This window comes from Planctomycetia bacterium (assembly GCA_021413845.1).
In the GTDB taxonomy this organism is placed as follows: Bacteria; Planctomycetota; Planctomycetia; order Pirellulales; family PNKZ01; genus PNKZ01.
This window is the reverse complement of sequence record JAIOPP010000147.1, coordinates 1-20,037: the sequence shown is the minus strand read 5'-3', so window position 1 is coordinate 20,037 and position 20,037 is coordinate 1. Positions and strand designations below refer to the sequence as shown.

13 protein-coding genes are annotated in these 20,037 nt (G+C 63.3%); 12 read left to right on the top strand and 1 reads right to left on the bottom strand.

Annotation, left to right across the window (positions count from 1 at the left end; all coding sequences use genetic code 11):
• The first annotated feature begins 294 nt into the window (after positions 1 to 294).
• The 3 genes from K8U03_24485 (at position 295) to dprA (ending at position 4,269) form a co-directional block, all read left to right on the top strand.
• The gene (locus K8U03_24485) at positions 295 to 2,571 is read left to right on the top strand and encodes a DUF1926 domain-containing protein (GenBank protein ID MCE9608056.1); all 2,277 of its coding nucleotides are present in this window, start codon (positions 295 to 297) and stop codon (positions 2,569 to 2,571) included.
• A gap of 141 nt (positions 2,572 to 2,712) precedes the next feature.
• Entirely contained in the window at positions 2,713 to 2,964 is a 252-nt protein-coding gene (locus tag K8U03_24480) for a carbon storage regulator (GenBank protein ID MCE9608055.1), read from the top strand.
• Between the two features lie 138 nt (positions 2,965 to 3,102).
• Positions 3,103 to 4,269 (top strand): DNA-processing protein DprA, encoded by a 1,167-nt coding sequence (gene dprA, locus K8U03_24475; protein MCE9608054.1) that lies wholly within the window; start codon positions 3,103 to 3,105, stop codon positions 4,267 to 4,269.
• A gap of 104 nt (positions 4,270 to 4,373) precedes the next feature.
• Here dprA and K8U03_24470 read toward each other — a convergent pair whose 3' ends face one another.
• Positions 4,374 to 4,922 carry a peptidylprolyl isomerase gene (locus tag K8U03_24470; GenBank protein MCE9608053.1) on the bottom strand — a complete coding sequence of 183 codons (549 nt, stop codon included), beginning with the start codon at positions 4,920 to 4,922 and terminating at the stop codon, positions 4,374 to 4,376.
• Between the two features lie 264 nt (positions 4,923 to 5,186).
• Between K8U03_24470 and K8U03_24465 the strand changes: the two genes are divergently transcribed.
• The 9 genes from K8U03_24465 to K8U03_24425 all read left to right on the top strand — a co-directional run.
• Positions 5,187 to 6,389, top strand: coding sequence for an SGNH/GDSL hydrolase family protein (locus K8U03_24465; protein ID MCE9608052.1), 1,203 nt, complete (start codon positions 5,187 to 5,189; stop codon positions 6,387 to 6,389).
• Positions 6,390 to 6,581: 192 nt separating this feature from the next.
• Positions 6,582 to 7,454: a prephenate dehydrogenase/arogenate dehydrogenase family protein gene (locus K8U03_24460; GenBank protein MCE9608051.1), complete on the top strand. Its 873-nt coding sequence runs from the start codon at positions 6,582 to 6,584 to the stop codon at positions 7,452 to 7,454.
• Between the two features lie 27 nt (positions 7,455 to 7,481).
• Positions 7,482 to 10,559 (top strand): phosphoribosylformylglycinamidine synthase subunit PurL, encoded by a 3,078-nt coding sequence (gene purL, locus K8U03_24455; GenBank protein ID MCE9608050.1) that lies wholly within the window; start codon positions 7,482 to 7,484, stop codon positions 10,557 to 10,559.
• A 170-nt stretch (positions 10,560 to 10,729) separates the two neighbouring features.
• On the top strand, positions 10,730 to 11,581 hold the full coding sequence (locus K8U03_24450; protein ID MCE9608049.1) for a phosphoribosylformylglycinamidine synthase subunit PurQ: 852 nt from the start codon (positions 10,730 to 10,732) through the stop codon (positions 11,579 to 11,581).
• A gap of 37 nt (positions 11,582 to 11,618) precedes the next feature.
• Positions 11,619 to 12,869: a peptidase T gene (gene pepT, locus K8U03_24445; GenBank protein ID MCE9608048.1), complete on the top strand. Its 1,251-nt coding sequence runs from the start codon at positions 11,619 to 11,621 to the stop codon at positions 12,867 to 12,869.
• 252 nt (positions 12,870 to 13,121) lie between these two features.
• A complete protein-coding gene (locus K8U03_24440) occupies positions 13,122 to 14,135 on the top strand; it encodes a glycosyltransferase family 2 protein (protein MCE9608047.1) in 1,014 nt (337 codons plus the stop codon).
• A 118-nt stretch (positions 14,136 to 14,253) separates the two neighbouring features.
• The gene (locus K8U03_24435) at positions 14,254 to 16,065 is read left to right on the top strand and encodes an NPCBM/NEW2 domain-containing protein (GenBank protein ID MCE9608046.1); all 1,812 of its coding nucleotides are present in this window, start codon (positions 14,254 to 14,256) and stop codon (positions 16,063 to 16,065) included.
• 148 nt (positions 16,066 to 16,213) lie between these two features.
• Complete coding sequence (locus K8U03_24430; GenBank protein MCE9608045.1) at positions 16,214 to 16,759, top strand: RNA polymerase sigma factor; 546 nt, start codon at positions 16,214 to 16,216, stop codon at positions 16,757 to 16,759.
• Positions 16,759 to 20,037 (top strand): hypothetical protein (locus K8U03_24425; protein ID MCE9608044.1); only part of this gene is annotated, 3,279 nt, incomplete at its 3' end. The genes K8U03_24430 and K8U03_24425, both read left to right, overlap by 1 nt.

The following is a 20,037-nucleotide window of genomic DNA, read 5'->3' as shown; positions in this document are numbered from 1 at the left end:
TTCACCGAACCCCGCAAGAAAAAGAAATCTCCCGCGCAGCCCGTAGCTCCGCTCGGTCCTAAAGCCCGAGGAGGCCACCTCGCCACACAACGAATCCTCGATCAAGCAAAACAACCGAAAAGCTAGCTTCACAACCCTGGGCGTTAGCCCCCGGTCCTGCGGCACGATCCCCGCGCGATGGGTCGACCCGCTCGCGGTGCATCGAACCGGACGCTAACGCGTTCCGGCTAAGTTGCCGGCCCCGCCGGCATTCGCGCCGATTGCTCTTGGTCGTACCTCCCTCGTCGGGCTATTATGCCCACGCGCACCTTCAGCGCGCCGCGCAGAGACAAGAAGCTCGCGCGCAATCGTTCTTGCCGCATGGATGCGACCATGAATCCGCAGCTTCGCCTGGCGCTCGTCGTTCACAATCATCAGCCGATCGGCAACTTCGACCACATCGTCGAAGAGGCATACACGGATAGCTACTTGCCGTTTCTTCGCGCGCTCGCGCGGCGTCCGAAGTTGCGCGCGGCGCTCCACTTCAGCGGCAGCCTGTTCGACTGGCTCGAAGAACGGCATCCGGAATATCTCGACGAGGTCGCGGCGTTGCACAAAGCCGGCCGAGTGCAGATTCTCGGCGGCGCCTATTACGAACCGATTCTCCCGATGATTCCTCGTCGCGATCGGCTCGCACAAATTCAACTGTTCAGCGCGAAACTCGCCGAGCGCTTCGGCGCAGCGCCGCGCGGGATGTGGCTGGCCGAACGGGTGTGGGAACAACAACTCGCCGGCGACTTGGCCGCCGCGGGAATCGAACACACGATCGTCGATGATTTTCACTTCGCCAATGCAGGGCTCAAGCCCGAGCAACTGCGGGGCTACTACCTCACGGAAGACGAAGGTCGGTTGCTGGCCGTGTTTCCCGGCAACGAACGGCTGCGGTATATGATTCCGTTCGCATCGCCTGAAGCGACGATCGACTACATGCGCGAAGTCGCCGAGGCGCAGCCTGGCTCGACGTTGGTCTTCGCCGACGACGGCGAGAAGTTCGGCTCTTGGCCCGGCACGAAAGAGTATTGCCGCGAGAGTAATTGGCTGGAGCGGTTCTTCGAGTTGCTCGAAGAGAACCATTGGATCGAAACGACGACGCCGGCTGATCTGTGCACGAACGTCGCGCCGCTCGGCAAGATTTATCTTCCCGACGGCAGCTACCGCGAGATGACGGAATGGGCGGCGATGGACTCCGCTCCGCGTGATTCCGAAGGCCGAGCCAAGCCGGGCAATTGGCGGAACTTCTTAGTGAAGTATCCCGAGGCCGGCGAGATGCACACTCGAATGCTCATGGTGAGCGATCGGGTCGAGCGGGCACGGGCCGCGGGTTATCCGGCCGAGGTGTTGGAAGCCGCGTCGCGCGAGCTGTATCGAGCTCAATGCAACTGCGCTTATTGGCACGGGACGTTCGGCGGCGTTTATCTGAGCCATCTCCGGCAAGCGATCTATCGCCATTTGATCAGAGCCGATGACCTTCTCGACCGCACGGCCGATCGTCCGCCGCAATGGACCGATCTCGTCGTGCGCGACCATAACCTCGACGCTCATCAAGAAGTTTGCCTGGCGAACGACCGGTTGATCGCCTTCTTTGCGCCGCACGCCGGCGGCAACTTATACGAACTCGATCTGCGCCGCGGGGCGACGAACGTGCTCGCGACCGTGGCGCGGAAGCCGGAAGCGTTTCATGCCGAGGCCGATCACACGACCGATGCCGAAGTGCGCGCGGCGATGTTCTCCGGCGCGTCGGATGCCGCTTCGCGCCGTTCGTTCGTCGAGCATTTCTATGCCGAATCCCCCTCTGCTGCGGAGATGGCCGCCGGGCGCATGTTCGACATCGGCGACTTCGCCGGTGCGGTGTTTCCGTTTCAGGTTCGGCGAACGCCGCAAACAGCGGAACTGCGGATGCGCCGGCTCGGCTTCGTGGCAGGGCTGCCGGTTCGGATGACGAAGACGATCGTGCTCGCGGCCGGGGCCGATCAGCTGACGTGCGAATACGTCTTGGAAAACTTACCGGCCGATAAGACGTTCCACTTCGCGGTCGAGTTCAACTTCGCCGGCTTCGAGCACGGCGAAGATCGATACTTGCAGCAGAACGGCGAACGGCGCCTCGGCGATCTTTCGCGACCGCTCGAATTTCCGAACCTGCGCGATTTGGAGCTCGTCGATGCCGCGCTCGGTTTGCGCATCGGCATCGCCACGTCTCGGCCGGCGTCGTTTCTCACGTACCCGATTCGCGCCGTGCATCGTCGTCAAGGCGGGCTCGAAGCGACGCATCAAGCGACGTGCGTCGTACCGCATTGGCTGGTCCGCGCCGATGCGAAAGGAACCTGGAGCGTGACACTCACGATGCCGGTCGCCTCGGCCGCTTCCGGAGCGCCGCACCGCGACGCGCTCGGGCAGTTCGTGCGCCACGATCTCGGCGACATCGAGCCGAAGCTCGACATCCAGCAAGCGACCACGGTAACGCATACCGAGGTAGTGCAAGATAAGCCCGAGATTCGTCGCAAAACCACGCGACGTTTGAAATCGGCGGGATAGTCGTTTCACCCTGCGGAATTCGAAATACTATCGAATCCATAGCCGAAGCTCATCAAATGCTAGCACGCGCTCGTTAGCATTCACGGGCGAGAGACGGGCCGACGGTGCTCGTCGACGCTTCGCCTTCTAAGGAGACAGGCCATGTTGATCTTGTCCCGCAAGTTGCACGAATCGATTCGGATCGGCGACGATATTACGGTGACGATCGTGCGTCTCGGACGGGGACGCGTGCAAGTCGGCATCGACGCGCCGGATGATGTACGCATTCGCCGCGAAGAGATTCCGGCCGAACTGGATATGTTCGCCAGCCTGAGCGATCTGACGTCGCTCGGCGTCCATGGCGGAAGTTCGCTGTACGAGCGCGGCTCGGCGGCGCTCGCCGTCGGCTCGTAACGGAAGTCGTTGTTGCGACCTGAGGGGCGATGTTCGCTCGAATGCTTGAAAAAGCGCTCGGGTCCGTCGTGACTTATTTGCGCCTCGAGGTCTATAATGCCCGGCTTTCCGCAACTGCGAAAAGCCTCGGGACCTCTCATGCGCGACGCCGACGATTCTGAGCAAGCTCCTTCGGCGAATGGGGAGAGCCCGGCGCGAGACAACGCCTCGCTGTTGGCGAAGCTGCGGCTCTCGATGACGAGCGGCATCGGCCCGCGTCTGACGCAACTCTTGCTCACGCGCTTCGAAACGGCCGAGGCGATCTTCCGCGCGAGCGAAGAAGAACTGCAATCGGTGCCCGGGATCGGGCCGAAGCTGAGCGACGAGATCGTGCGAGCGCGCACCGAGATCGATCCGGCGGCCGAGTTGCGTCTGTGTCGCGAGCGCGGCGTGGCGGTCGTGGCACGCGACACGCCGCAATATCCGCGCTGGCTCGCGGAGATTCCCGATCCGCCGACCATTATGTACGTGCAAGGAACGATCAAGCCGCAAGACGCCGTGGCCGTGGCGATCGTCGGCTCGCGGCATGCGACGAGTTACGGAATTCAAACCGCTCAAAGACTTGCCGACGGGCTCGCGCGGGCCGGCGTGACGGGCGTCAGCGGGTGGGCGCGCGGCATCGATGCCGCGGCCCATCGGGGAGCGCTCGACGCCGGCGGCAGAACTTTCGCGGTGCTCGGCAGCGGCTTGGGAAAAATCTATCCGCCGGAACACAAAGACCTCGCGCTCGACGTCGTGCAGAACGGCGCGCTCATCAGCGAATCTTCGATCCTCACCGATCCGGTTGCCGGAGCGTTTCCGCAACGCAATCGCATCATCGCCGGATTATCGCTCGGCGTGATCGTCGTCGAAGCGGCGTTTCGAAGCGGCGCGCTCATCACTGCGCGGCATGCTTATGAACAGAATCGGGATGTGTTCGCCGTGCCGGGGCGGATCGACAGCAATTTATCGCACGGTTGCCATCAGCTGTTGCGCGACGGCGCGAAGCTCGTCGAATCGATCGACGATATTCTCGAAGAACTCGGTCCGCTTCCGGAAGCGGCGCAGCGCGAGGATGGCCCGCCGGTGCACAAGCCGGCGGAGTTGCTGCTGAATGCCAACGAAAAGCTCGTGCTCACGGCGATCGGCGAAAATCGCGTGACGACGGTCGACGAGTTGATCGCCTGCTCGGGCCTGGCTGTGGCGCAGGTGTTGACGACGATCAGCGTCTTAGAGATGCGCCGGCTCGTGACGCGCGTGAGCGGCAACTCGGTAATGCGGCTATAAAACTTCCGGTCGCTCGCTGGGAATGGTTCGCAAAAAAACAAAGCTCGCCGCGGAACAAACGGTTCCGCGGCGAGCTTGTTTAGCATCGTGAGCGAGCGCGAGCGTTAGTTGCCCGGGTTCGTCTTCGGCTTGTACTCATGGTCGCGCTTGCGCACCACCGTGGCCGTGATGATCTTGTCGCTCGGGCCGCCGGCGCGTGGGTCGCGCGGCATCAACTTGTCGACGTTTTCCATCCCTTGCACCACTTGCCCGAACACGGTGTGCTTGCCGTCGAGATGGGCCGTAGGAACGAAGCAGAGGAAGAATTGCGAGCCGCCGGTGTTCGGGCCGCGGTGCGCCATGCTGAGCGAGCCGCGTTGGTGGCGACGGGCGTTAGGACGATCGACTTCGCAATCGATCAGGTGGCCTGGGCCGCCCGCGCCGGTGCCGGTCGGATCGCCCCCTTGAGCCATGAAGCCTTCGATCACGCGATGGAAGATAATGCCGTCGTAGTATTTCTTTTCGACGAGGTTCACGAAGTTCGCGACCGTGTTCGGCGCTTCATCTTCATACAACTCGATCAGCACATCACCCTTGCTGGTCTTCAACAAAACTTGCGGCAACGGCTCCGCAGCCGAAGACTTGCTGCTGCTCACGGCACAGCCGACGACCATGAGGACGAGCGCCGCGTGAATAATACCGATCGATTCGGTGCACAACATGTTCCGATTCCTCTCCGTAGGGACGATGCGAAATAACGCTGAAAAACTCTCCGATACACCGGGCATTATATCTCCGAAGCTCGGCACCGCCACCCGCCGACCGCAGCGATCACGGCCGTGCCGCGAATCGCCCCGGCCGATGCTATCAACGGCCAGCGGGCATGGTTATATTGCCGTCTTCGCCGCAAGTCGCCCGCCCCCAACGGAGCACGCCCCATGTTTTCCCTCTTCCGTAAGTCGAATCGTCGCGCGTCGTCGCTTGTCGTCCCGTCGTTGATTGTGTTCGCGATCGTGCTGCCGGGGGCTCCGCAGGAGGCGCGGCTGCTCTGTTCGCGCGCGTACGGGGCCGAGCCGGTGAAGTCGGTTGCCGTCGAGGGGAGCCCGCTCCGGTGGTTCGACGCGAAGGAGATCGGCATCGAAGGACGCGGCTGGAGCGATGTGAACGACTTCTACGACCGGCTGCCGTCGAAGGCCGAGAAGACGGTGCCGAAGTCCGTTTGGGGGCTGAGTAAGCAGTCGGCGGGGATGCTCGTGCGGTTTCGCGCGCAGACCCCTTCGATCCATGTTTTTTGGGGGCTTCGCTCACCGAATCTCGCGATGCCCCACATGCCTGCAACCGGCGTGAGCGGCGTCGATCTCTACGGTCGCAACGATGCCGGCCAGTGGCGCTGGATCGCCGGCGGACGTCCGACGGCGCAGACGCAACGAACCATGATCGCCTCGGAGCTTCCGCCGGGCGAGCGCGAGTATCTCTTGTACTTGCCGCTCTATAACGGCGTAAGCGACGTGCAGATCGGCATTCCTGCCGATGCCACCCTCACGCGCTCCGAGAGCGAAGCGGCGAAGAAGAAGCCGATCGTCTTCTACGGCACCAGCATCATGCAAGGGGGCTGCGCCTCACGGCCCGGCATGGCCCATGCGTCGATCCTCGGCCGCCGGCTTGATCGACCGATCATCAACCTCGGCTTCTCCGGCAGCGGCAAGATGGAGATCGAGTTGGCGAATCTGTTGGCCGAACTCGATCCGGCGCTGTACGTGATCGATTGCCTGCCGAACATCGATGCGAAGCAAGTGACGGAGCGGACCGAACCGCTCGTCGCGGCGCTGCGCAAGGCTCATCCGACGACGCCGATCATGCTGGTGGAAGACCGGACGTACTCCGATGCCGATTGGGCGGCATCGAAACGGAAACGCAACGACACGAGCCGCGCCGCCTACAAAGCCGCCTACGAGCGGCTGCTCAAGGCCGGCGTGACCGGCCTGACGTACGTCGAAGGGGAACAACTGCTGCGCGAAGACTACGAAGACACTGTCGACGGCTCGCATCCGACCGATCTCGGGTTCATGCATTATGCGGACGTGCTCGAGCCGATTTTACGAAAAGCGCTCGGCGAACCGGCGAAGAGCGCTGCACCGTAAGAGTCGCAAGCTCCGAAGCTGAATGCTCGTAAGCCGTTGCGACGGGTCGCGCTGGGCCGTCGCGAGGTGGTTTTTTCCGCTACGCGGCATACTGCGCGGCCGGGGCTTCGTTTGCTACAATTCGAGACTCTTCACTGGTACTTTTCGTCGAGCGTGATGCGGTCGGCGGCCGCGTCCAATTCCGCCAAGTTCATGAAACACTGGGATACCGTCGCCATCGTCGGAGTCGGGCTGATCGGCGGTTCGATCGGTCTCGATCTGCTCGCGCAGAAAACCGCGCGACGAGTCGTCGGCATCGGGCACCGCGCGGCTAGCCTTGCCACGGCCGAGCGCGTCGGCGCGGTCACGGAGACGACGCTCGACCTAGCCCAAGGGGTCGCCGCTGCGGAGTTGGTCGTCGTCTGTACGCCGGTCGGGCGGATCGTCGACGACGTGCTGACCGTAGCCCAAGCCTGCAAGCCGGGAACCTTGATTACCGATGTCGGCAGCACGAAGCGTTCGATCGTGCGCGGGCTGGCCGGTCGATTGCCCGCCGGCGTGACGTTCGTCGGGAGCCACCCGATCGCCGGCAGCGAGAAAAGCGGACCCGAAGCTGCGATGCGGGGATTGTTTCAAGATCGGGTCACGGTCGTCACACCGGCCGCGAACGACGCACTGAAAAACGACGCACTTAATAATGAGACGGCGGCGAAAGAAGCGATCGTCGAGTTCTGGAAGTCGCTCGGCTCGCGCGTCGTCGAGATGACCCCCGAGGCGCACGACCAAGCGCTTGCCGCGACGAGCCACGTGCCGCACGTCGTCGCTTCGGCGCTCGCCGGCACGACGCCGGAATTCTACCTCGATTTCGCCGCAGGCGGCTGGCGCGATACGACGCGCATCGCCGCGTCGGATAGTTCGCTCTGGCGTCAGATCCTCGGCGACAATCGGGTCGAGGTGATCGCCGCATTACAGCTCGTGCAAACGCGCTTGGCCGAGTTTCTCACCGCCCTCGAAAGCCGCGACGATGCGGCCGTCGAGCGGTTGCTTACGCTCGGGCGTGAACGTCGAGCGTCGCTGACAAACTAACTTCAACTTGAACAGGACGAGACCACAGTGGCACTTTGGGAAGTCGATATTTATCCGCTCGCAGGCCAGCCCGACTTGGTGGGGTTGCGCGTTGCGGGAGACGCGGCCGAACTCGGTCTGGGCAAGATCGACGTCGTCGCGGCGCGCGGCTTCTTGATCCAGTCAGGTAGCGGCGGCCCTACGCTGGAGCGGGCCGATATCGAACGGATCGCGCGCGAACTCTTGTGCGATTCGGTCGTCGAGCGGGCCGTCGTCGGTTTGGTCGGCAGTGCGGCGAAAGAAAACGGAGGGCTGCTCGAAGCGCCTGCCGGCAAGACGCAACTCGTGCAAGTGATGCCGAAGCCGGGCGTGATGGACCCGACCGCGCAGAGCGTGTTGTCGGCGATCGCCGATCTCGGGCTGAAGGCCGATGCGGTTCGGACTTTGCATAAGTATTGGCTCTCGCCGCTCGAGCCGGCCGTGCTCAAGATCCTGGCGACGAAGATTCTCGCCAACGATGCGATCGAGCAATCGGTCGTCGGGCCGTTGCCGTTTGCGAAGCTCGAGCTCGGCTCGAAGTATGTGTTTCAACTCGTCACGGTGCCGTATCGCACGCTCGACGATGCCGCGCTTGCGAAGCTCAGCAAGACCGGGCAGTTGTATCTGAGCCTCATCGAGATGCAGACGATTCAAAAGCACTTCGTCGAACTCGGCCGCGACCCGACCGATGCCGAGCTTGAAACGATCGCGCAAACGTGGAGCGAGCATTGCAGCCACAAGACGCTCGCCGGCCGGATTCGCTACACGGACGGCAACCAAGAGCGGACGTTTCAGAACATGCTCAAGGAGACGATCTTCGCCGCGACCCAAGAACTGCGCAAGCGTTGGGGAGCGAACGATTGGTGCGTGAGCGTTTTCAAAGACAACGCCGGCGTCATCAAGTTCGATGAGACGAACCACGTTTGTTTCAAAGTGGAAACGCATAACCATCCGTCGGCCCTGGAGCCTTACGGCGGCGCCAACACAGGGCTCGGCGGCGTGATTCGCGATCCGCTCGGGACCGGCCTCGGCGCGAAGCCGATCTGCAACACCGACGTCTTTTGCTTCGCGCCCCCCGACCTCGCGCCCGAGCGCATTCCGCAAGGGGTGCTGCATCCGAAGCGCGTGATGAAGGGGGTCGTTTCCGGTGTGCGCGACTACGGCAACCGGATGGGAATTCCGACCGTCAACGGCGCGCTTTTCTTCGACGAACGCTACCTCGCCAACCCGCTCGTCTACTGCGGCAACGTCGGTTTGATCCCGGTCGATAAGGCGTTCAAGCAAACGCTGCCGAACGACTATATCGTCGCCGTCGGGGGAAGAACCGGTCGCGACGGCATCCACGGAGCGACGTTCAGCTCCGCCGAACTCACGACCGAAAGCGAAACGTTGAGCGGCGGAGCCGTGCAGATCGGCAATGCGATTACCGAGAAGATGGTGCTCGATGTGATTCTCGAAGCCCGCGATCGTAATCTCTACACCGCGATCACCGATTGCGGGGCAGGGGGCTTCTCCAGCGCCGTCGGCGAGATGGGGGAAGACCTCGGCGCAGAAGTATGGCTCGACCGCATTCCGCTCAAGTACGACGGACTCACTTACACCGAAATGTGGATCTCGGAAGCGCAGGAACGGATGGTCCTTTCCGTCTCGGCCGACAAATGGGAAGAGTTCGCCGCGCTCTGCGCGAGCGAGTCGGTCGAAGCGACGATCATCGGCAAGTTCGTGCCGACGGGCCGCTTAAAGCTCTTGTACAACGAAGCGCAAGTCGCCGACCTGGCGATGGAGTTTCTCCACGGAGGTCGGCCTCCGGTCGTGCGCGAAGCGATCTATTCGCCGGCTCCGACCTCGCAACAACCGTTGCCGACGAAATACACCTGGGACTACACGCCCGAGCTGCGCTTGATTCTCGGCTCGCTCAACGTGGCGAGCAAGGAATGGGTCATCCGGCAGTACGATCACGAAGTGCAAGCCGGCAGCATCGTGAAGCCGCTCGTCGGTGCCGAGAACGACGGCCCGAGCGATGCCGCGGTCGTGCGCCCCGTGCCCGGCTCGAAGCGTGCGCTCGTCATCGGCAACGGCATGAACCCGCACTACGGTGACTTCGACACCTACCACATGGCGGCCTGCGCGATCGACGAAGCGATGCGCAACTGCGTGGCGGTCGGAGCCGATCCGAAGCGGATCGCCGTGCTCGATAATTTCTGTTGGGGCGATTGTGAGTTGCCGGAAACGCTCGGTTCGCTCGTGCGCGCGGCCTTGGCTTGCTACGACTTGGCGCTCGTGCTCGAAACGCCGTTCATCAGCGGCAAGGACAGCTTGAACAACGTCTTCCGCTTCAACAGCCCGGACGGCAAGCGAAACACGATCTCGATCCCGCCGTCGCTACTCATCAGCGCGATCGGCCAGATGGACGACGCTGCGCAAGCCGTGACGATGGACCTGAAGGAAGCCGGCAACTTGCTGTACCAAGTCGGCACGACGCGCAACGAACTCGGCGGCTCGCACTTCGCGCTGGTGCAAAAACTTTCCGGGGGGCAAGTGCCGCAGGTCGAGCCGGTGTTGGCGAAGCGGACGTTCGAGGCGGTGCATAAGGCGATCAAGGCCCGCACGGTTCGCGCTTGCCACGACCTGAGCGAAGGAGGCCTCGCCGCGGCGGTTGCCGAGATGGCGTTCGCCGGCGACCTCGGGGCGCGGGTTCACTTGGCGGAAGTGCCGTACTCGTTGGTGCTCGATCCCGCAGTGCAAAAGCGCACTGCGCAACTTGCCGGCGATAACGAACACCTGGAACTGCACGCGCTGAGCGCCATGCCGGAAGCGACCGCCGTATTGCTCTTCGCCGAATCGAGCAGCCGGTTCCTCTGCGAAGTGCCGCAAGCGAAGGCGAAAGAGTTCGAGAAGCTCTTAGCGGGTGTGCCGCACGCCCTCGTAGGAGAAGTAACCGACACCGGCAGGCTCGAAATCTTCGGCCTCCCGCAGCCGATGCGCGACGACCCGGACGAGCCGAGCGAACTACGCGTGCCGCGCGTGGTCGATGCCACGCTCGCCGATTTGAAAGAGACTTGGAAGAAGCCGCTCCGATTTGAATGACCAATGACTAATGTCTAATGACTAAGGAAGCACGAATATCGAAGCTCGAAGGAAGCTTCGAGGCGTCGAACCTGCTTCTAGTCGTTAGTGCTTCGGTCTTCGTCATTCTTTAGTCATTAGACATTAGTCATTAGGCCTTCATCAAAACACGTACTCCGACTCCGAACACCATGGCCCAACCCCGCGTTCTCGTCCTTCGTGCTCCCGGCACCAATTGCGATTTGGAAACCGCTTACGCTTTCGAGCGGGCCGGAGCGGTCGCCGAACGGCTGCATATCAATCGTCTGCGGGAAACACCCGCGGCGCTCGACGATTTCCAGATCCTTTGCCTTCCCGGCGGGTTCAGCTACGGCGACGACGTTTCCGCAGGCCGGATCCTCGGCAACCAGATTCGGGTCCGCCTCGGCGATCAGTTCCGTCGCTTCCGCGATGCCGGCAAGCTGATCCTCGGCATCTGCAACGGCTTTCAGATCCTGTTGAAGTCGGGCATCTTGCTTGAAGACAATCACGCGGCAACGACCGGAACAGCGGTTGCCGCGCTCCCGATGGCGCAAGCCACGCTCGCGCTCAACGAAAGCGGCCGGTACGAGGATCGTTGGGTCCGGCTGCGCGTCGCCGGGGAGAAGTGCGTGTTCTTGAAGGGGATCGACAGCATGTATCTGCCGGTGGCGCATGCCGAAGGAAAGTTCGTCACGCGCGATGCCGCGGTGCTCAAGTCGCTCGAAGCCGGCGGTCAGGCGGTGTTGAAGTATCGGCAGTTGAAGGATGCCGCGGTCGTGTCAGCTTCATCGTCTTCCGTTTCCTCGGCGACGCACTCGGTTCCTTATCCCGACAATCCCAACGGTGCGACGAACGACATCGCCGGCATCTGCGATGCAACCGGTCGCGTGTGCGGATTGATGCCGCATCCCGAGCGTCATCTCGATCCGTTGCAACATCCGCGCTGGACACGACTCAAGGAGCTTCCGAAAGAGGGAGACGGTTTCGCGGTCTTCAAGAACGCCGTCGGCTTCTTCAAGTAAATCGTCCGTCTTCGCCCCCTCCACGGACATCGTGCCCATGAATCTCGATCGCTTGCTCGAACGTTTCTGCCGCTACGTGAAAGTCGATACGACGGCGGTGCCCGACGCCGGCTGCTACCCAAGCTCGCCGGGGCAATTGGTGCTCGGCCGGATGTTGGCCGACGAGTTGCGCACGATCGGCATGGCCGACGTCGAGCAAGATGCGTTTGGCCTCGTCTGGGGAACGCTGCCGGGAAACATTTCTGCCGGCAGTGCGCCGCTCGAAGCGATCGCCTTCTGCGCCCATTTCGATACCTCGCCTGAGACAACTGGTAAAGACGTCCGGCCGATCGTGTGGCGCGCGTATGCCGGCGGCGATCTCACTCTGCCCGGCGATCCGACGAAGGTGTTGCGAGTCGCCGATAATCCGGAGCTTCAGAAGTATGTCGGCAACACAATCGTCACGACCGACGGCACGACCCTGCTCGGGGCCGACGACAAGGCCGGCATCGCCGTGATCGTCGAAGCGGTGCATACGCTCGTCGAGCGACCGGAATTATTACACGGCCCGATCCGGATTTGCCTAACCTGCGACGAAGAGATCGGCCACGGCGTCGACCACGTCGATCCTAAGAAGCTCGCCGCCGTTTGCTGCTACACGCTCGACGGCTCGGGCTCCGACCTCATCGACGTCGAGACGTTTTCGGCCGATATGGCCGTCGTCACGATCACGGGGATCAACATCCATCCCTCGATCGGCAAAGGCCGGATGGTGAATGCCGTGCGCGCGGCGGCACGCTTCGTCGATCTGTTGCCGCGCGATCGGCTGTCGCCGGAAACGACCGACGAACGCGACGGTTTTATCCATCCCTATCATGTCGGCGGGGGCGTTGCCGAAACGGTCGTGCATCTCCTGCTGCGCGACTTCGACACGGCGCAACTCGCGACGCAGGCCGACTTGCTGCGCGCCGCCGCTTCTCAAGTCGTCGGCGAGTTTCCGGGCATCAAGGTCGAGGTCGTCGTCACGCCGCAGTATCGCAACATGGCCGACGGCTTGGTGCGCGAGCCGCGCGCCGCGGCTTATGCCGAGCAGGCGCATCGCAATCTCGGCCGCACGGCGAAACGCACGATCATTCGAGGCGGCACCGATGGTTCGCGACTGACCGAGATCGGCGTCCCCACGCCGAACCTCTCGACGGGCGAACAGAATCCGCACTCGCCGCTGGAATGGTGCTGCTTGGAAGACCTCGGGGCAGCGGTCGACGTCCTCGTCGAGTTGGCGCAAGTCTGGGCGCGCGGCGGCCGGTAGGCGAACGAGCGGCAACGGCGAACGGGGCGCATGCATTGCCGGCATCCTTTGTGTAAAGCCTTCGATATTGCGGCATTTTCCGGTCGCGACATTTTGTCCGTCGGTGAGAGTGAACTTATACCGCCCATTCGGCCGACTGTATGCGAATAGCCGACTCTCTTTGCGCACCAAGTCGATCGATCCGTCCGATCGAAACGGGGGCCGAAGAGAGGAATGGATTCCGAACGTCGGTCCCGCAGCAGGGGTGGTCTCTTGCCTAAGCTTTCGATCGTCATACCCGCTCTCGACTCGCTGAACCTGTTGGAAGGGACGCTCGTCTCGGTGCTGCAAAATCGGCCCGACGACTGCGAAGTGGTCGTACTGCTTAACCGCCCGTACGACGATCCCTATCAACTCGGTGAAGAAGTTCGTTTCATCGTCGTGCGCGAAGGAACCGACACCGCGAGTTCGTTGGAAGCCGGCTTGCGCCTTTGCCGCGGCGAAGTGCTCCATATTCTTGCGGCAGGCGCCGAAGTCGACGAAGGCTGGACCTCGGCCGCGCTGGGCCATTTCTACGACAATCGCGTAGCGGCCGTGGCGCCGCTCGTGCTGCGCTCGCGCGAGGATGAAGATGTCGTTTGCAGCGTCGGCGTGGAGTACGGCGTCGGCGGCTCGCGTCGGCGGCGCGGATGCGGACGCTCGGCCGAAGAGTTCACGCGCAATATCGACGTGCTCGGGCCGACCTTGATCGCGGCCTTCTATCGTCGCGATGTGTTGCTTGCGCTGCCGAGCCCGTTCGATTCGTCGGTGACCGACGGTTTGCTCGATGTCGACCTCGCGTTGCAGATCAAAGCAGCCGGCTATCGCTCGGTGTTCGAGCCGGGCTCCGTCGCCTATCGGAGCGACGCGACCTTGCGCGAATCCTCGCCGCTGGCGTCGGGTCGGGGAGCCGAACGGCTGTTCTGGCGCAACGCCCATTCGATCGGTTGGATTCGCTCGTTAGCGATGCACGGCTTCGCGGTCGCCGGCGAGTTGGTATCGCGCCGGGCGTGGAGCGATAAATTGCTCCGGCTGGCCGGCCGAGGAATCGGCTGCTGCGACATCGTCTCGTTCCGTCGCCATCGCCGTGCTTTGGCCGCTTTGGGACGGCCCGGCTTGGCCTACGCCGTCGTTTCGACCGGCGATCGGATTCGGATCGACGGACCGCACCCGCGATCGCCGAGCGGCGTCAAAGCCCCGAGCGTGATCGACATGCGCCGCGACGGCGACTCGGAACGGGCCGCTTAGAGGCACTTCGTCGCAACGCGTGCCGACTTCTGTTACCCTGGATCCTCGACGATCCCCCGGCGGTTGCGCCGGCTCGGTTTCTCGTCGATGCTTTAGGTCGGCAGTCGTGAGTTTGCGTATGCGCATCGTTGTTAGGCTCTGCTGCGTCGTGATCGCGTTTGGATCGTTGGTCTGCTGCGTTCGAGCCGCCGACGAGCCGCCGTATGTGGCCGTTTGGAGCGATGGGACGCGGACCCCGTCGCCGACGCCGCTGGAATGGATCGCGAAGGAAGCGAATCCTTCGCTCGGTCAGCGCTCGCCGCTCGTCGGCAACAATTCGTTGCGTCGACTCCGAAACATCACCCTTCCGCGACCGACTTATTTCGGCAGTCGTATCGAACTCCGCGGCGGTGATCGGCTCACCGGTCGGGTCGTGGAGTATCTGCCCGAAGAGGCCGACGGCTTAGATCGGCCGGCGTGCTTGGTCGTGGAGCCGTTGACGGCGGTGGATCGTCCGATGCCGGACGTTCCGGTACGGATGCGCGTGCCGGTCGAGCGGTTGCGGCGCGTCGTCTGGGAAGAACGCACGCCGCGCCCTTTACGTCCGAATACGCTATTCTATCGCGATGGCCGGCAAACGGTGTTTCGTTCGTTGCGCTGGGCTCCCGGCGGGGTGCGGTTGCTGGTCGAGCAAGGGACCGAAGAGATCGGCTGGGATGATATCGCCGAGGTGCATCTCAGCGAAGGAGATCCTTGGGAAGAATATGCCGGCCGGCTCGCGATTCTTTCGCCCGACGGCGCGGCACGGCTCGTCCGGTTCGACACCACGGCCGGCGCGCGCGTCACCACCTCGACCGAACGCCTTCGCGTTACCGGCGACGTTTCGAAACCGGAGTCGCAGTTGTTCGTCGTGCAGCCGGCTTGGAGCCTCGACCCGCTGACGATTCCGCAGGCGATCGTCGCCGCGCAGACGATCTTTCAGTCGTCGGAAGCGCCGTTGTCCGACCTCGAACCGTCGGGCTACGTGCATCGCGCGGCGCTGGCGGGAGGTTGGAAGCAGTGGCGCGCCGATGCGAACGTGCAAGGAGAGCCGCTCGTGGCCGTGGATCGAGACTATGGTTGGGGCTTCGGCGTGCATGCTCATAGCGAGTTGCAGTTCGATTTGCCGATTTCGGCGCGGGCGTTTCGGACGCAGCTGGCGCTCGATCGCGCGGCGGGAGAAGGGGGCTGCGTGAAGGCACGGATCTTCTTCGGCTCGAACTTCGCCGCCGGATCGCTTCCCGGCCGCCCGCTATATGAGTCTCCCGCGATCGTCGGCTCGGCCGTTCCGCTCGACTCGGGCCGATTGGAATTGCGTCCCGTCGCCGCGAAGCCGAATCGGTTGGTCTTGGTGTGCGACGCGCTGCCTTACGATCGACCCGCCGGCTCCGATCCGTTGGATGTGCGTGATGTGTTCGATTGGCTGGAGCCGCTCGTGGAACTCGATGCGGCGATGCTCAAGTCGAAGGTCGACGAGCACGCGGTGGCATCGTATACGCGCGAACACGATGCGCGCGTCGCGGGCAGCTACGGCCAAGCGTGGCGTTTGGTGAACCACGGCTACGGCAACGAATGGCGCTCGGTCGTCGCCGTGCTGCAGAAGCCGCTCGTCGTGTCGCGCACGCTCGCTGTTCCGGCGGACGCGGAAGCGCTGGTCGTGCGCGCGGGAGCCGCCGGCGATAAGGGGGGGCCGACGACGCTGAAAATCACCTGCGGAGGCACGCCGCTCGTAGAAGCCCCCTCCGTTCCTACGATGGCCGACCCTCGCAATCCGCCGGTGCTCAGGTTTGCGCTCCCGACGTCGCTGCGCGGGCGGGAACTCCGCTGCGAGTTTTCGTTTCAGCCGGCCGGAGAAGGGTGCAAGATCGACCTGCGAGGCGCAACTTTTATAAAAGCGCCGGCCAAGAAGTAACCGCGGCCGCGAAACGGTCAACTTGTTGCGCAAGTGAATTCCGCAGTAGTTCGCCGGCTATTCAGTCCGCCGGCGATGGACTACGATTAAGCTTCCCCTATTTTGCCTGCCTCCGTTCACCCCCTGTGTCGCCATCCCGCCCGACGCCGTGGAAGACGAAACACTCATTCAGGCCGCCCAGCGCGGCGACCGTCAGGCCTTCTCGCAACTCGTCGAACGCCATCAAGCGGTCGTCTTCGGTTACTTGCGCGCTCGCATGTTACGCGCACACGACGCCGAAGACCTAACGCAAGAGGTTTTTCTCCGTTGCTTTACCAGTTGGGCTCGGTTCGACGGCACGCAACAAGTTCGGCCCTGGCTGTTGGGCATCGCGCGCAATCTGCTGCTCGAGCATGCGCGGAAGTATCGCCGGCGGAAGGAAACCGCCTGGACGGAAGCCTGCCTGGAGATCGACGAGACGGTTGCAGCGAAGGAAGATATGTATAGTGACTTAGCCGACAACTTGCCCGTCTGCATGGAAGGGCTTGCCGACACTGCGCGGCAAGCGATCGAAATGCGCTATCGCTCGGAGTTGCATCTTCCCGAGATCGGCGAAAAGCTCCGGCGGAGCGCGGGTGCCGCGAAGTTGTTGATGTTCCGCGCTCGTCAGGCATTGAAGAATTGTCTGCTCCGCAAACAGCAAGCGGAGCCGTAATGACCGACGACGAACTACTCCACCGTCTCGAAGAGACGCCGCCCGACGAATGGACTCCGGAAGAGTTGGAGTTGCTGCGCGCTCGAGCCCTGGCGAATCCGGAAGTTCGCACGGCGCTGGCCGAACAGATCTTGCTCGAGCAAGTGCTGACGCGCGGCCTGACGCAGGTTCGGGTCACGGCCGAGCAAGTATTGGCCCGCTACGACGAACGTCGCCGCGCTCCGCGCTTTCTCGGTAGTTGGTTGCGCGGGGCCGCGGTCTTGTTGCTCGTGGCCGGCATCGGCGGCATTTGGTATCTCCGTTCACTGAAGCCGGTCGACGATCGTCCGGTCGTCGAGCGACCGCCGGAGCCCACGGTCGAACTGCCGCCGACGGTCAAGCCGAAGCCCCGTCCGACGACTCCGGTCGCCGCGGCGACTCCGCAGCCGTCGGCCACGGTTCGACCGCCGGAACCGACCCCGCCGCCGACCACCGCTGCCGCGGCCGATGTCGACGAGCCTTGGACGCCGATGCTTGCCGAAGCGGCTCGTTCGTTCGACGACTTCTGCTTCACCGATCGCAAGCTCACGCGCGACGCCGCCGGCTTGCAACGCTGGTGGACGACGATCAACGGTCAGCAGCGTCCCGTCGGAAGCGACGACCGCTACGGACTGCATCTCGGCGGCACGTTTCAACTGCGCTCTCCGTGGCCTGCCGACGCGGCATTGACCTTCTGGCCGATCGAACAGCAGACCGAAGTCGTGAAGATTCACATTTGGTCGGGCCTGCACGGCGTGACGTTGGAACGTCGTCATCGTCCGGTCGAGCAATGGACCGCGTTCGTCGTGACGAAGCGACCGAACGAGCCGCTTCCCGCGACTTGGTCGTATGCCACGGCCGACAACGACCGCGCACGGCGCACCGGCGAAGGGCCGTTCGATCTGCGCTATCACAACGGGCGGATTTATCTTTCGCGCGGCGATATTCTCTTGCTCGCGGTTCCGCTGCCGAACCCGCCCGACGGCGCGAACCTGGAAGGGGCCGTCGTGTTGAAGGCGTTCGGTCTGACACGCGTGGCCGATGTGCCGAAGCGCTGGAACGAGGAAGAAGATCGCTTTCCGTCGTTCGTCGAGTATCCGCAGCCGATCACATGGCCTCCGTTGGCCCGTGCGAAATGGACGAAGGAACTCCCCGCCGGCGCAAACTTCGAGCAACTCGGCGACGAAGGAGCGCTGCTCACCGCGCTCGACACGACGAAGCCGACGTATGCCACGATCCCGTTGCCGAAAGACGGCCTCTACGATCTGGTTTACGAAATCGAATCGGCCGACGATCAGACAGGCATCTTCCTCGGCACCGCGGAGGCTCAGCCTCGTTTTTCCGTCGGCTTCTATGAGAACAAACCGGGTGAAAATTTAGTCGTTGCCGTGGGCCGACCGACCGAACTCAAGCCGCGGTTCCGCTACAACCCGCAAGCGGGACCGTTGACTTCGATCGCGTTCCCGGCCCGCTTACGCATGGTCTGCGGCGCCGGCCTCGTCAAGGTTTACGCTTCGGCCGATGGGCGTTCGTGGGGTCGGATCCTCGATCCGTTTCGCGCCACCGACGACAATCCGGCGACGATCGGCGTCTATTGCAATCCCGGCAAAGGCAAGCGGCAGATCAAGCTCACGCGCGTGCGCGCCTCGAACTACTTGAAGGCCGACGACGACCTGGTAGCGCAAACGCCGGTCGTTCGCGATCAAGGAGATTACACTTCGTGGCTCGTCAACGTCTTGAGCCGCGACCGCGACGGGCTGCATCGCTCGGCCGCTGCGCTGCTGACGAAGGGTACGCGTTACGATGTGGCGAAGACCTTGCTCGCCGGGCTCAACTCGACGCCGAGCGTTCCGCTGCTGGAAGACGTGCCTGCGGGTAAAGGCCCTGCACGCCCGAGCGATTCGACATTCGGCTTCGAGACGCTCGCCTGGGCCTCGGATGTCGCCGAGGGGAATGCCGGTGCGGAATGGCAGGGGCGGTTCTTACAGTCGATCGCCGATTATCGCCCGCCGATTGCGGACGAAACCTTCGATCGATTCACGTTTGCGCGCCGACGTTGGATGGAATCGCCGCTGACGACGTCGGGCAAGATGCCGGTCATTCCGACGCAAATGATTCGCGACGAAGTCGCTGCGCTGTTGCGCGCCGGCAAGTGGAACGACCTCGATCAGCTCTGTCGGGTGCTGCATTTCTTCGGCGGCAAGGCCGAAGCCGTGGATCGCCGCTCGCCGCCGCGCGAGCAGATCATGACGCTCGTCGATTGGGCCGCCGCGCAAGCCGAGCGACGCCGCACCGTGCCGGAAGGAGTGATTCCGACTCCGACGCAAACGGTGTTTAAGCCTGAGTGGCGTCATCCGTTGATCGAGCAATTCGGCAAAGAAGGCTACAACGTCTTGGCCGAGTTGGAGACGGCGTTGCAAGAGAAGGCGTATTCGGATGCCTGCCGCATCATCACCGGCGTCACCGCGGCACAAGCGGTAGGGCTGTTGCCGAACGCCGCCGACTCCGACCTGTTGGTGTCGTTGCCGGGTGCCGTGGCATTGGCGATGCGCGATCATGCCGAGCTGCGCACGGTCATGCAGCGTGAATACGGCGCGCTCGCCCAACTTCGCCTCCGCCAAGCCACGGCCGACGGCGACGTCGATGCCGTGCAGGCTCTGACGACGCAGTTCTACGGCACGATCGCCGCGGCTCAGGCACAGATGTGGCTCGGCGATCGAGAACTGGCTCAGGGAGATGCGGCACGCGCCGAGGGTTGCTACTTCGCCACGCGCACGGAGCTTCCCCCTGCCGATCGGGCCGCGATCGACGCGCGCATCCGCAGGGCGGCGGCGATGCAAGGTCGCAACTGCGGCGGCGCGCCGACCTCGGCCGTCACGTTGGGCGAGTGGACGTTGTCGCCGGCCGACTTCGAGCGGACGATCGAAGAGCTCCGCAAGCAGGCTCCGCAAACCGAAAGCCGGATGAGTTCGACGGTCGTCGATGCCGGCTCGCAAGGAACTTCGCCGATCCCGCCCCCGAGCCGGTTCACGCTCAAGTCGTTCGCGAAAGTCGACGGCGAGTTCGGCAAGAACCCCGAACAGTTGCCGAACCGAGATCTCGACTACATCGGCCGACAGTTGGCGTCGGTCTATCTGGAAGAGAAGGGAACGCCGGGGAAGATCATCGTCACGAATCGGTTCCAGGTCACAGCGTATGCCTTGGCCGACGGCAAGCAACTCTGGCGCACCGGGCTCGGTGCGGAACAAGGTCGGGCCTAC